Annotated in this window: 9 protein-coding genes; 4 read left to right on the top strand and 5 right to left on the bottom strand. The window is 68.1% G+C overall.

Annotation, left to right across the window (positions count from 1 at the left end; all coding sequences use genetic code 11):
* Positions 1–85 precede the first annotated feature (85 nt).
* Positions 86–1,231 carry a type III PLP-dependent enzyme gene (locus LV780_RS12180; protein WP_011910032.1) on the bottom strand — a complete coding sequence of 382 codons (1,146 nt, stop codon included), beginning with the start codon at positions 1,229–1,231 and terminating at the stop codon, positions 86–88.
* 217 nt (positions 1,232–1,448) lie between these two features.
* Between LV780_RS12180 and LV780_RS12185 the strand changes: the two genes are divergently transcribed.
* Together LV780_RS12185 and LV780_RS12190 are read left to right on the top strand one after the other, a co-directional pair.
* A complete protein-coding gene (locus tag LV780_RS12185; RefSeq protein ID WP_011910031.1) occupies positions 1,449–1,880 on the top strand; it encodes an Lrp/AsnC family transcriptional regulator in 432 nt (143 codons plus the stop codon).
* Between the two features lie 73 nt (positions 1,881–1,953).
* Complete coding sequence (locus tag LV780_RS12190; protein ID WP_108221447.1) at positions 1,954–4,917, top strand: valine--tRNA ligase; 2,964 nt, start codon at positions 1,954–1,956, stop codon at positions 4,915–4,917.
* Between the two features lie 139 nt (positions 4,918–5,056).
* On the opposite strand, the gene LV780_RS12195 is transcribed toward LV780_RS12190, so the two are convergent.
* On the bottom strand, positions 5,057–5,653 hold the full coding sequence (locus LV780_RS12195; protein ID WP_011910029.1) for a transglycosylase SLT domain-containing protein: 597 nt from the start codon (positions 5,651–5,653) through the stop codon (positions 5,057–5,059).
* A gap of 167 nt (positions 5,654–5,820) precedes the next feature.
* Between LV780_RS12195 and gatB the strand changes: the two genes are divergently transcribed.
* Together gatB and LV780_RS12205 are read left to right on the top strand one after the other, a co-directional pair.
* The gene (gene gatB, locus LV780_RS12200) at positions 5,821–7,332 is read left to right on the top strand and encodes an Asp-tRNA(Asn)/Glu-tRNA(Gln) amidotransferase subunit GatB (protein ID WP_108221448.1); all 1,512 of its coding nucleotides are present in this window, start codon (positions 5,821–5,823) and stop codon (positions 7,330–7,332) included.
* 138 nt (positions 7,333–7,470) lie between these two features.
* Positions 7,471–7,899 carry a DUF4177 domain-containing protein gene (locus tag LV780_RS12205; RefSeq protein WP_101341433.1) on the top strand — a complete coding sequence of 143 codons (429 nt, stop codon included), beginning with the start codon at positions 7,471–7,473 and terminating at the stop codon, positions 7,897–7,899.
* A gap of 13 nt (positions 7,900–7,912) precedes the next feature.
* Here the strand turns inward: LV780_RS12205 and LV780_RS12210 are convergent, their stop codons facing one another.
* From LV780_RS12210 to pepN, 3 genes are all read right to left on the bottom strand, one after another.
* Positions 7,913–9,016, bottom strand: a complete 1,104-nt coding sequence (locus LV780_RS12210) for a pyridoxal phosphate-dependent aminotransferase (RefSeq protein WP_108221449.1) — start codon at positions 9,014–9,016, stop codon at positions 7,913–7,915.
* Between the two features lie 56 nt (positions 9,017–9,072).
* Positions 9,073–9,984, bottom strand: coding sequence for a lysophospholipid acyltransferase family protein (locus tag LV780_RS12215; RefSeq protein ID WP_011910025.1), 912 nt, complete (start codon positions 9,982–9,984; stop codon positions 9,073–9,075).
* 103 nt (positions 9,985–10,087) lie between these two features.
* Complete coding sequence (gene pepN, locus LV780_RS12220) at positions 10,088–12,643, bottom strand: aminopeptidase N (RefSeq protein WP_108221450.1); 2,556 nt, start codon at positions 12,641–12,643, stop codon at positions 10,088–10,090.
* Positions 12,644–12,738: the final 95 nt, after the last annotated feature.

Consider the following 12,738-nt stretch of genomic DNA (forward strand, 5'->3'; position numbering starts at 1 on the left):
CACCCACTGTTACATGGAGGATGAAGAAAAAGCCCGGGCGGAAGGTTCCGACCGGGCCTCAAAATATCACCGAGGGGTGAATGATTTACAATTTGAGCGAAAGGACGGTCGCCATACTCAGTTCGCCGAAGCCGTTGAACCGGGTGTTGGTGGCCGTGGAGTAGGCGCCCATGCCCTGGAACACCAGAAAGTCGCCTTCCGCGACATCGACCGACAGCGGCAGTTCGCCCGGCAGACGGTCCACCGAGTCACAGGTCGGCCCGAAGATGATGCGGTCGCGCGTCTCGCCCTCGCGGCGGCGGCCCTCGGGGGTCAGCACCGACACCCGGTCGATCACGCCGATCAGCGGCAGTTCGGTGAGCGAGCCATAGACCCCGTCATTGAGGAACACATGGGCATCGTCCCGCACCGCCTTGATGCGCGTGGCGAGGGTGAAGGCGTCAGCGCAGATGCCCCGGCCCGGCTCGCACACAAGGAGCGGACGGTCGGCGCCGAAGGCCTCGTCGGCCACGCGGTCGATCAGGTGGAAGATCGCCTCAAGCTCGGGCTCGACCCCGTTCAGCCGGTGCGAGGGGAAGCCCCCGCCCACGTTCAGCCGGGCGATGGTGACGCCGGCCTCACGCGCGATCTCGGCCGCCGTGCGGATATAGGTCTCCCACGCCGCCGGATCGGTGCATTGCGTGCCCGGATGGAAGGTCATCGAGGGGATGAAGCCCGCCTCGGCCACCGTCTTCAGCAGCTCGATCGCCAGCTCCACCGTGGCGCCGAACTTGGCGCCGAAATTGTAGGCCGCACCCGAGACCGGCAACTTGAAGCGCACCGAGATCTCGCAGCCCTCGGCCGGAACCAGCTCGATCAGCTTGGCCAGCTCGGACTTCGAGTCGACCGACCAGCTTTTCACGCCCATCTCGACGGCCACGGCGATTTCCGCGCGCGACCGGACCGGGTTGTTGTAATGCAGCGCCGCATCCGGGGCGATCCGGCGGATCATGCGGATCTCGTGCGGCGACGCCACATCATAGCCGCGGATCCCGGCCGCGGCGAGGTTCTCGATCACCACCTCTTCCGGGTTCGACTTGACGGCATAGGTCACCATGCCCGGAAAGCCGTCGATGAAACGCCGCGCCGTCGCCTGCAGGATCGACGGCGAGAAGAACAGCACCGGCGCCTCGGGAGAGATCGCGCGGAGATATTCGGCGGGGTTTGTCCAGATCGTCTTCGAGAGTCCCATCGGCGTTCCTTTCGGCCAACAAGACGCAAGCCCTCTGCCCGCGTTACATGGGGGGAGTGGGAGGCACCTGCGCGGTTTCGACAAACCAGGCCAGGTGCGTATGAGCCGCCCTTTTCCTGCAACAAAGGATGCCTCATTTGGGGCACAAATCCACCGATCAAAAGTGTTGATATGCAGCGATATGTCGGCATAATGACGAAAACTTCGGGCATTATGCATGGACGAGCTGGACCGCAACATTCTCGGCATCCTCGGTGCCGACGCACGGACCTCGGTGGCGACTCTCGCCCGCCGGTTGAAGGTCGCCCGCTCGACCATTCAGGCCCGGCTGGAGCGGCTCGAGACCTCGGGCGTGATCGCGGGCTACACGCTCAAGCTGGGCGAACAGGCCCGGCAGGGGCGGCTGCGGGCCTCGGTCCTGCTCACGATCGAGCCGCGGACACAGGCCGCGATCCTGACCCGGCTCAAGGCCATCGCCGAGGTCGAGCGCGTCTTCACCACCTCCGGCCGGTTCGACCTCCTCCTCCAGATCGCGGCGCCCTCGACGCAGGTCCTCGATCAGGTGCTCGACGAGGTGGGGGCGATGACGGGGGTCCGAAGCTCGGAGAGCCTGATCCACCTCTCGACCCGGATCGACCGCGCGGTGTGAGCGCGGGTGCGATGAGGCTTGGCCTCGGGCCGCGGCTTGGATAGACCGGGCGCAACGAATTGCGAGGCCCGACATGCCGATGGACAAGACCTTCAACGCCGCCGAGGCCGAGGCCCGGCTTTACGACACGTGGGAGAAGGCGGGCGCCTTCCGCGCGGGCGCCAATGCCTCGCGGCCCGAGACCTTCTGCATCATGATCCCGCCGCCGAACGTGACGGGGTCGCTGCACATGGGTCACGCCTTCAACAACACGCTGCAGGACATCCTGACGCGCTGGCACCGGATGCGTGGCTTCGACACGCTCTGGCAGCCGGGGCAGGACCATGCCGGCATCGCCACCCAGATGGTGGTCGAGCGGGAACTCGCGAAAGCCGGCCAGCCGGGCCGCCGCGAGATGGGCCGCGAGGCGTTCCTGTCGAAGGTCTGGGAGTGGAAGGAGCAGTCGGGCGGCACGATCGTCAACCAGCTCAAGCGCCTCGGCGCCTCGTGCGACTGGTCGCGCAACGCCTTCACGATGGATGCCAACTTCCAGCGCGCCGTGCTGAAGGTGTTCGTGGACCTCTACGAAAAGGGCTTCATCTACCGCGGCAAGCGGCTGGTGAACTGGGATCCCCACTTCGAGACGGCGATTTCGGATCTGGAAGTCGAGCAGGTCGAGGTGAACGGCAGCATGTGGCGCCTGCGCTACCCGCTGGCCGATGGCGCGACCTACCGCCACCCGGTCGCCTTCGACGAGGAGGGCCGCGCGACCGAGTGGGAGGAGCGCGACTATCTGACCGTCGCCACCACCCGCCCCGAGACGATGCTGGGCGACACCGGCATCGCGGTGAACCCCGCCGACGAACGTTACGCCCACCTGATCGGCAAGGAGGTCATCCTGCCGCTGGTCGGCCGCCGCATCCCGATCGTGGCCGACGATTACGCCGATCCCTCCAAGGGCACCGGCGCGGTAAAGATCACGCCCGCGCACGACTTCAACGACTGGGGCGTGGGAAGCCGCACCGGGCTGCGCGCGATCAACGTGATGAGCGGCCGCGCGGCCATGTTCCTCGCCGAGAACGCCGACTTCCTCGAAGGCTGCACGCCGTCCGAGGAGGCGCTGGCGCTGGATGGCCTCGACCGTTACGAGGCGCGCAAGCGCATCGTGGCGCTGGCCGAGGAGCAGGGCTGGCTCGACGGCATCGACCAGGACAAGCACATGGTCCCGCACGGCGACCGCTCGAAGGTCGCGATCGAGCCGATGCTGACCGACCAGTGGTTCGTGGACACGGCCAGGATCGTCCAGCCCGCCATCGACGCCGTGCGCGACGGCCGGACCGAGATCCTGCCCGAGCGCGACGCCAAGACCTACTTCCACTGGCTCGAGAACATCGAGCCCTGGTGCATCTCGCGCCAGCTCTGGTGGGGCCACCAGATCCCGGTCTGGTATGGCCTCGACATCTGGCCCGCCCGCTTCGACGACGACGGCGATGACACGCTCGACGAGGTCGAGATCTTCGAACTGCTGGAAGACGGCGCCTTCAACCATGCCGAGCCCACGCATCATTGCGCCTTCGACTTCGACGCGGTGTCCGAGAAGTTCCTCGACGATCTCGCCTCGCTGCCGGCGCCGCTGAACCATGCGCGCGTGGTCGAGGTCGCGAGCCGCGCCGAGGCCGTCGACCGGCTGGCGCAGGCGCTCGCCGACTACAACGTGAGCGAGGACCCGACGCATCTCGTCTATCCGGTCTGGCGCGACCCGGACGTGCTCGACACCTGGTTCTCCTCCGGCCTCTGGCCGATCGGCACGCTGGGCTGGCCCGAGGATACGGACGAACTCCGCCGCTATTTCCCGACCAACGTGCTGATCACCGGCTTTGACATCATCTTCTTCTGGGTCGCCCGGATGATGATGATGCAGCTTGCCGTGGTGAACGAGGTCCCCTTCAAGACCGTCTATGTCCACGCCCTCGTGCGGGACGAGAAGGGCAAGAAGATGTCGAAGTCGCTCGGCAACGTGCTTGACCCGCTGGAACTGATCGACGAGTTCGGCGCCGATGCCGTGCGCTTTACCCTGACGGCGATGGCCGCCATGGGCCGCGACCTCAAGCTGTCCACCGCGCGCATCCAGGGCTACCGCAACTTCGGCACCAAGCTCTGGAACGCCTGCCGCTTCGCCGAGATGAACGGCGTGTGGGAGGGTCACGCAACCCAGGCCGCCCCGCCGCAGGCCACCGCCACCGTGAACCGCTGGATCATCGGCGAAACGGGGCGCGTGCGCGAAGACGTGGACGCGGCACTGGCGGCCTATCGGTTCGACGTGGCGGCCAATGCGCTCTATGCCTTCGTCTGGGGCAAGGTCTGCGACTGGTATGTCGAGTTTTCCAAGCCGCTCTTCGACACCGAGGCGGCCGCCGAGACACGCGCCACGATGGCCTGGGTGCTCGACCAGTGCATGATCCTGCTGCACCCGATCATGCCCTTCGTGACCGAGGAGCTGTGGGCCACCACCGGCAGCCGCTCGAAGATGCTGGTCCACACCGACTGGCCGTCCTTCGGCGCCGAACTGGTCGATCCCGCGGCCGATCGCGAGATGAGCTGGGTGATCTCGCTCATCGAAGAGATCCGCTCGGCCCGGGCGCAGGTGCGCGTGCCGGCGGGGCTCAAGCTGCCGGTGCTGCAACTGGCGCTGGACGAGGCCGGACATGCGGCCCTGGCCCGCAACGAAGCCCTCATCCTGCGCCTTGCCCGCCTCGAGGGTTTCACCGAGACTGCGACGGCACCCAAAGGGGCACTGACCATTGCCGTCGAAGGCGGCAGCTTCGCCATTCCGCTCGAGGGCGTGATCGACATCGCCGCCGAACGCACCCGCCTCGCCAGGACGCTCGAAAAGCTCGAGAAGGATCTCGGCGGCCTGCGTGGGCGCCTCGGCAATCCCGCCTTCGTCGCCTCCGCGCCGGAAGAGGTGGTGGACGAGGCCCGCACCCGGCTTGAACAGGGCGAGGAAGAGGCGGCGAAACTGTCCGCGGCCCTCGCCCGCCTGTCCGAAATCGACTGACCGTTGGCGCCTCCGGGCGCCACCCTCTACGGCAGGAACGGCCCGCGCCGCCCCTGCTTTCGCTCTGGAAGAAATATCCTCGGGGGGAGGCCGCGGCATGCCGCGGCCCGGGGGGCAGACAGCCCCCCGCCGCCGGACCTCAGCTCCGCACCTGGCAGTAGGGCTGCGAGCGCGTCCATGCGGCCATCTCGGCCCGCTTCGAGGCGCTGCGGAACGGCGCCCAGTCGCGCCCAAGGCCCTTGCGGCCATTCCCCGCCACCATTCCGTCGCGTCCCACCTGCCTGGCCGCGATCCGCACCGCGCAGGACAGGTTCAGCGCCCCGTCCTTCAACTCGCCCGCGCTCTGGGCCCGGCAGCCGTAGGCGCGGGCGGTCTGGGGCGCGATCTGCGTCAGGCCGATCCAGCGCCCGCCCCCGCCCGAGGCCACGGGGTTCCAGGTGCTCTCATGCTTGGCCAGCGCCGAGAGGATGCCGGTCCAGAAGGCGCGACGCTCCTCGGGCGTGGCATCGGGATAGCCGGGGCACCAGGTTCCGATGTCCTGCGGCACGATGTCGGTCAGGAAGTCGTCGCGCTGTTCGACGGCGAGCAGCGTCCGCTCGGTCCAGATCTTCGCTTCGGGGCGGTGGTCCCACCGCATGGCGGGCAGGAAGTTCCGCGCTTCCGAAGTGGGCCGCGCTTCGCCACAGGAAACCGGCAGGGCGAGCAGCAGACCGATCAGGACCATCCGGATCTTCATCCGTCAACCTCAGAGTTGCACCGCCTCACGTTGCGGCCCGCGGTTTGTGCCCGGCACCAGCGGATTCGGGCAACCCAGCCCAATTGATGTCGGCGAGACTTCGCCACCCCCTCCCTTGCCCTCTGGCAGTTCCCCGCCTAGAAACGCCCAGCGACCGGAGGTGCCCCATGCTCGACCTGACCTATGAGACCCCGAAGCCCAAGGTGATCGCCGGGGCCAAGCACGACTGGGAACTGGTGATCGGCATGGAGATCCATGCCCAGGTCTCGTCGAACGCCAAGCTCTTCTCGGGCGCCTCGACCACCTTCGGGGCCGAGCCGAACTCGAACGTGTCCTTCGTCGATTGCGCGATGCCGGGGATGCTGCCGGTGATCAACGACTTCTGCGTGGCGCAGGCGGTGCGCACCGGCCTCGGCCTCAAGGCGCAGATCAACCTGGTCTCGGCCTTCGACCGCAAGAACTACTTCTACCCCGACCTGCCGCAGGGCTACCAGATCAGCCAGCTCTACCACCCGATCGTGGGCGAGGGCGAGGTGCTGGTCGAGATGGGCCCGGGCGTCGCCCGCCTCGTGCGGATCGAGCGCATCCACCTCGAGCAGGACGCCGGCAAGTCGATCCACGACATGGACCCGAATCTCTCCTTCGTGGACTTCAACCGCACGGGCGTGGCCCTGATGGAGATCGTCAGCCGCCCCGACATCCGCGGCCCCGAAGAGGCGGCGGCCTATGTGGCGAAACTCCGCCAGATCCTGCGCTACCTCGGCACCTGCGACGGCAACATGCAGAACGGCAACCTGCGGGCGGACGTGAACGTCTCGGTCTGCCGCCCCGGCGACTACGAGCGCTATCAGGCGACGCAGGACTTCTCGCATCTGGGAACCCGCTGCGAGATCAAGAACATGAACTCGATGCGGTTCATCCAGCAGGCGATCGAGTATGAGGCGCGGCGCCAGATCGCCATTCTCGAGGACGGCGGCAAGGTGGTGCAGGAAACCCGCCTCTACGATCCCGACAAGGGCGAGACGCGCTCGATGCGCTCGAAGGAAGAGGCGCACGATTACCGCTATTTCCCCGACCCGGACCTCCTGCCGCTCGAGATCGAGCAGGCGTGGGTGGACGAGATCGCGACCTCGATGCCCGAGCTGCCGGACGCCAAGAAGGCCCGCTTCATGAGCGATTACGGCGTGACGGATTACGACGCCAACGTGCTGACCTCCGAACTGGAAGCGGCCGCCTTCTTCGAGGCGGTGGCGAAGGGGCGCGACGGCAAGCAGGCGGCGAACTGGGTCATCAACGAACTGTTCGGCCGGCTGAACAAGCAGGGCCTGACGATTGCCGAGGCGCCGGTGAGTGCCGCACAGCTCGGCGGCGTGCTGGACCTGATCGCCACGGGCGAAATCTCGGGCAAGATGGCCAAGGACCTGTTCGAGATCCTCTGGACCGAAGGCGGCGATCCGGCCGAGGTGGCGGCGGCCCGCGGCATGAAGCAGGTGACCGACACCGGCGCCATCGAAACCGCGGTGGACGAGATCATCGCGGCCAATCCCGCGCAGGTCGAGAAGGCCAAGGCCAACCCCAAGCTGGCGGGCTGGTTCGTCGGCCAGGTCATCAAGGCCACCGGCGGCAAGGCCAATCCCGCGGCCGTCAATCAGATCGTGGCGCAGAAGCTCGGCCTGTAAGGGATTCGGCGGGGCGACGCGGGTTGACCGAGGCGGATCGGCTGTTCCCCGCGCGGCAGGGTGGCCCCGCCTGCCCTGCCTCTTGGCGCTCGCCGGATCCGCCCTAGATTCTCGCCCCAGCAAGCGAGATTCCAGATCATGCCCCGATTCGAATACAAGGTCGTCCCCGCGCCGCGCAAAGGCGAGAAGGTGAAGGGGGCCAGGACGCCCACCGACCGCTTTGCCCATGCGCTCACGCAGATGATGAACGAGCTTGGCCGCGACGGCTGGGACTATCTGCGCGCCGAGACGCTCCCCTGCGAGGAACGGGTCGGCTTCACGGGCAAGACGACCACCTACCAGAACCTGCTCATCTTCCGCCGGGTGGTCGAGGAGGCCCAGACAACGGACCGGCTTCCGGCGGACCTGCCGGCCTTCTTCCGCCCCGAAGGAACGCCGGCCCCGTCCGCGCTCGCCTCGAGCCTCCGGCCCGGCGCGGACGAGGGCCAGCGAGGGCTGACCGCTCAGGCCCCGGAGGGACATGCGCCTTCGCTTGGCCCGGCACGCGGCGGGCTGGCGGCCGAATAGGCGCCCGGCGTCCTCATCCTGCCGCGCTGAGCGCTTCCGGCAGGGCCTCGGCCAGGGCGGCCAGATCCTCGGGCTGGCCGCAACTCACGCGGATGCAGCGGTCGTGGGGTGCCACGAAGGGCATCCGCACGAAGATGTCCCGATCCGCCAATGCGCGGAGAATGGCACGCGCGTGGGCTCCGTCCCGTCCGCAATCGATCGTGACGAAGTTCGTGGCCGAGGGCAGCGGCGCCAGCCCGCAGGACCGTGCGATCCGGCCGATCTCGTCGCGTGAGAGGGCTACCTGCGTCCTCACCTGCACCAGCCAGTCCTGATCGGTGATGGCGGCCAGCGCACCGGCCTGGGCGATCCGCCCAACACCGAAATGGTTGCGCACCTTGTCGAAGGCGGCGATCAGGCTGCGCGCGCCGATCGCATAGCCCACCCGCAGGCCCGCCAGCCCATATCCTTTCGAGAAGGTGCGGAACCGGATGACCCGCGGATCCTCGGGGTCGATGTCCGGGGCCGTCCCGTCGGGCGCAAGCTCCACATAGGCTTCGTCGAGCGCAAGGAGCGTCCCCTCGGGCAGGTTGTCGATCATCGCGCGGATGGCGGCGGCGGGATGGTGCGAGCCCATCGGATTGTCCGGGTTCGCAAGGTAGAGGATCTTCGCCCCGACCTCACGGGCGCGGGCCACGAGAGCCTCGGGATCCTCGTGATCGCCGCGATAGGGAACCTTGTGCAGCCTCCCGCCAAAGCCCGTGACGTGGAAGGCGAAGGTCGGATAGGCCCCGTCAGAGGTCACCACCGCATCTCCGGGCGCCACGATCAGCCGGACCAGCAGGCCAAGGAGGCCGTCGATCCCCTCGCCCACCATCACCTGATCCGGCGCCACCCCATGATGCGCCGCGATCGCGCCCCGCAACTCATGCATCTCGGGGTCGCCATACATCCAGACCTCGGACGCGGCGAGCGTCATCGCCGCCACGGCCCGCGGGGACGGCCCGAAGAGGCTCTCGTTCGCGCCGAGCCGGGCGCGGAAGGGCCGGCCGCGCGCACGCTCCTGCGTTTCGGGGCCAACGAAGGGGACGGTGGAGGGCAGGCTCTCGACGAGCGGGGTGTAGCGCGGTGCGGTCATGGCGCCGAGTTGAACGCCATCCCGCGCCGCCGCGCAAGGGGATGCCGCAGCGGTGCCTAGCCCCGTGCGTAGCGCAGGGCGCCGCGCAGGCTGGTCATCTGCAGGATGCTGACCGCGGGCGAATGCTGCCCGCCCAGCGCCAGCGTCGCCTCGCGCAGCATCTCGATCCCGTCCTCGGACTTCGCCGGCAGACGCTCGGCGGGGATGGGGCGGCCCATGGTGATGCGGAACGGCTGGCGGTGCTTGTTCAGCACCTCATGGAACAGCGTGATGTCGCGCAGCGTCGGGTGGATCAGGTCAAAGAGGTAGAAGAGCGTCGAGTTGCGGGCCCGGATGTTCACCGGCACCACGGGCAGGTCGAACTTGCGCGCGATCATCGCGGCCGAGGCCATCCACGGCCGCTCCATCAGCTTGAGTCCGGTGCGCTTCGCCAGCCGCCCCGACGGAAAGATCACCCCGAGTCGCCCCGTCTCGATGGCGCGGCGGGTGTAATCCATCGTCTCGCGCGTCTTCTGGTGGCTGCGCTTTTCGGGACGCCATTCGACCGGGCAGATCATCTCCTCCATCTGCGGCAGCACGCGGAGGATGTCGCGGTTGGCGTAGAAGAAGAGGTCAGGCCGCAGGGGCGCCAGTGCGCGGTGCAGGATGATCCCGTCGGCAATCCCCGTGGGATGGTTGCAGACCACCAGCGCCGGCCCGTTGCGCGGCAGGTTCTCGAGCCCGGACACCTCGACATCGCGCGCGATCATCGCGGCCACGCGGCGCATGATCTCGGGTGCGGGGTCGTCCTTCAACGTCTCGCCGATCTGGACGGTGCGATCGTAGCTCAGGACCCGCGTCAGCAGACGCCGGCACAAGTCATGGTGCGGGCGGCCGGAAAAGAGCCACGGCGCACGCTCCTCGATGAGCGGATCGATTCGGGACTGCATCATGAGCGATACCAATGGCCTCCTGCTCTCGCATGACATGAGGCTGAGTCGTTCTGACCGGCAAGCGCCGGCCTTTGCGCGCCTTCGCACTCGGCAGTCATCCGCCGGTCAGAACGCCTGTTTCGGGCCAAGGTTCCCCTCCTCACCCGCGCCTCATCCGCCCGGCCATCTCGCCCAGATCCCGGCTGAGGCTGGGCGCGGCAAGAATGCGGTCGAGTTCGGCCACCATCATGGCCTGCCGATCCGCATCGTAGCGCGCCCGCGTCTCGAAGGCGGTGGACATGCGTGCCGCCGTCTGCGGGTTCAGCGGATCGAGCCGGATCAGCCAGTCCGCAAGCAGCCGGTATCCGGCGCCCGACGCATGGTGAAAGCCCGCGTGATTGGCCGAAAGCGCCCCGATGACCGAGCGGAAGCGGTTCGGATTCTTCCATTCGAAGGCGGGATGGGTCGTCAGCCGCTCGACCGTCGCGCCCGTCTGGTCGGGCGCCGCATGGAGGATCTGCAGGGCGAACCACTTGTCCATCACCAGACGGTCACGGCTCCACCGCGTCTCGAAAAGGCCCAGCTCCTCCTGCCCCCGGCCGATCTCGAGCAGGCAGGCCAGCGCGCCGACCTCTTCGGTCATGTTGTTGGCCGCACGGAAGGCGGCCTCGGCGCGCGCCCCCCCGTCGCGCCGGGTCACGAGCCCCAGCGCCGCCAGCCGCAGCGCCCGCCGTCCCGCCGCCCGCGCCTCGGGCGAGAAGGGTCCGGGTTCGGCCAGCGCGTCGATCAACGCCCCCAACTGCGGCTCGAGCCGCTGGGCCAGCGCCTCGGCCATCCGCTCGCGCGCGGCATGGATGCGCGCCGGATCGGGCACATGACCGGCCGAATGGAGCGTGTGCGCCATGTCATCCTCGCCCGGCAGACGCAGGGACAGAGCCCGGAAGGCGGGGTCGAGCGCATCATCCACCGCCACCCGCGCCAGCGCATCGAGCCAGTCCGGCCCCGGCTGCGCCCCCTCGGTCACCATGCGCGCCAGCACGTCCTTGGCGAGCGCGCGGCCGGCCTCCCACTTGTTGAACGGGTCGGTGTCATGCGCGAGCAGGAAGGCGCGCTCCTCGGGCGAGGTCTCGCGCTCCAGCACCACGGGCGCCGAGAAACCGCGCAGGATCGACGGAACGGGGCGGCTCGCGAGCCCGTCGAAGGTGAAGCTCTGGCGCGGCTCGGTCATCTCGAGAACGGTCGTCGGCACCACCTCGTCGCCGTTCGGGTTCAGAAGGCCCACCGCGATCGGGATGACCTTGGGGCGCTTCACCGGCTGGTCCGGGGTCGGCGGGTTCACCTGCTCGAACTCCAGCGTGTAGCGGCCCGCCTCGAACCGGTCCGAGACCTTGAGGCGCGGCGTCCCGGCCTCGGAATACCAGAGCTTGAACTGCGAGAGATCCCGGCCCGTGGCATCCTCGAACACCGTCAGCCAGTCCTCGATGGTGGCCGCCTGCCCGTCGTGCCGCTGGAAATAGAGGTCGAGCGCGCGGTCATAGGCCTCATCGCCCACGAGGCGCTTGAGCATCCCGATCACCTCGGCGCCCTTCTCATAGACGGTGGCGGTGTAGAAGTTGTTGATCTCGATATAGTCCTCGGGGCGGACGGGGTGGGCGAGCGGCCCGTCATCCTCACGGAACTGGCGCGCGCGCAGCGTCAGCACATCCTCGATCCGCTTCACGGCGGCCGAGCGCATGTCCGAACTGAACTGCTGGTCGCGGAAGACCGTCAGGCCTTCCTTCAGGCACAGCTGGAACCAGTCGCGGCAGGTGACCCGGTTGCCCGTCCAGTTGTGGAAATATTCGTGCGCGATGATCGCCTCGATCCGGGCGAAATCGTCGTCGGTCGCGGTCTCGGGCAGGGCCAGCACATACTTCGAGTTGAAGATGTTGAGCCCCTTGTTCTCCATCGCGCCCATGTTGAAATCATCGACCGCCACGATGTTGAACACGTCGAGGTCGTATTCGCGGCCATAGACCTCCTCGTCCCATGTCATCGAGCGGATCAGGCTGTCCATCGCATAGCCGCAGCGGGCCTCGTCGCCCGGCCGGACCCAGATGTTCAGGGCCACGTCACGGCCCGACATGGTGGTATAGCCCGCGCTGTGGGCCACCAGATCGCCCGCCACGAGCGCGAAGAGATAGGAGGGTTTTGGCCAGGGATCGTGCCACTCCGCCCAGCCGGGACCCGAGGCCACCTCGTTGCCGTTCGACAGCAGCACCGGCAGGTCGCTCTCGATCCGCACGCGGAACGGCGCCATCACGTCGGGCCGGTCGGGATAGAAGGTGATCTTGCGAAAGCCCTCGGCCTCGCATTGCGTGCAATACATGCCGTTCGACATGTAGAGCCCTTCGAGCGCGGTATTGGCGGCCGGGTCGATCTCGACCTCGGCCGTGAAGGTGAAGGCGCCCCCGGGCAGGCTGCCGGCAGGCAGGGTGAGGCCGGTTGCGTCGGGAGAGGCCGTGACGGGCGCGCCATCGACCGCAGCCGAGACGAGCTTCAGCCCTTCGCCATCGAGGCGCAGGTCGTGCCGCCCCGGCAGGGCGGGGTTCGGCCGGAACCGGATCTCGGACAGGACGCGCGTCTCGCCCGGCGCGAGACGGAAGACGAGCGAGACGGAGTCGACGAGATGGCTGGGGGGGCGGTAGTCGGCGAGGCGGATCGGCGTGTCGGTCATGATCTTCTCCTGGACCTTCAGCCTAGCCCGCGCCGCGCCGCGCGCAAGGCCCGCCGCGCCGGATCGCGGGAGGTCGCACCTTCATCGCAAAGCCT

It is taken from the genome of Cereibacter azotoformans (assembly GCF_021391315.1).
GTDB classification, from domain to species: domain Bacteria; phylum Pseudomonadota; class Alphaproteobacteria; order Rhodobacterales; family Rhodobacteraceae; genus Cereibacter_A; species Cereibacter_A azotoformans.

Bases quoted from the DNA above. Each gene is read 5' to 3' on its own strand.
- LV780_RS12205 (WP_101341433.1), top strand. From the start codon at position 7,471: ATGCCCCGATTCGAATACAAGGTCGTCCCCGCGCCGCGCAAAGGCGAG.
- LV780_RS12195 (WP_011910029.1), bottom strand. From the start codon at position 5,653: ATGAAGATCCGGATGGTCCTGATCGGTCTGCTGCTCGCCCTGCCGGTT.
- gatB (WP_108221448.1), top strand. From the start codon at position 5,821: ATGCTCGACCTGACCTATGAGACCCCGAAGCCCAAGGTGATCGCCGGG.
- LV780_RS12190 (WP_108221447.1), top strand. From the start codon at position 1,954: ATGCCGATGGACAAGACCTTCAACGCCGCCGAGGCCGAGGCCCGGCTT.
- LV780_RS12215 (WP_011910025.1), bottom strand. From the start codon at position 9,984: ATGTCATGCGAGAGCAGGAGGCCATTGGTATCGCTCATGATGCAGTCC.
- LV780_RS12180 (WP_011910032.1), bottom strand. From the start codon at position 1,231: ATGGGACTCTCGAAGACGATCTGGACAAACCCCGCCGAATATCTCCGC.
- pepN (WP_108221450.1), bottom strand. From the start codon at position 12,643: ATGACCGACACGCCGATCCGCCTCGCCGACTACCGCCCCCCCAGCCAT.
- LV780_RS12210 (WP_108221449.1), bottom strand. From the start codon at position 9,016: ATGACCGCACCGCGCTACACCCCGCTCGTCGAGAGCCTGCCCTCCACC.
- LV780_RS12185 (WP_011910031.1), top strand. From the start codon at position 1,449: ATGGACGAGCTGGACCGCAACATTCTCGGCATCCTCGGTGCCGACGCA.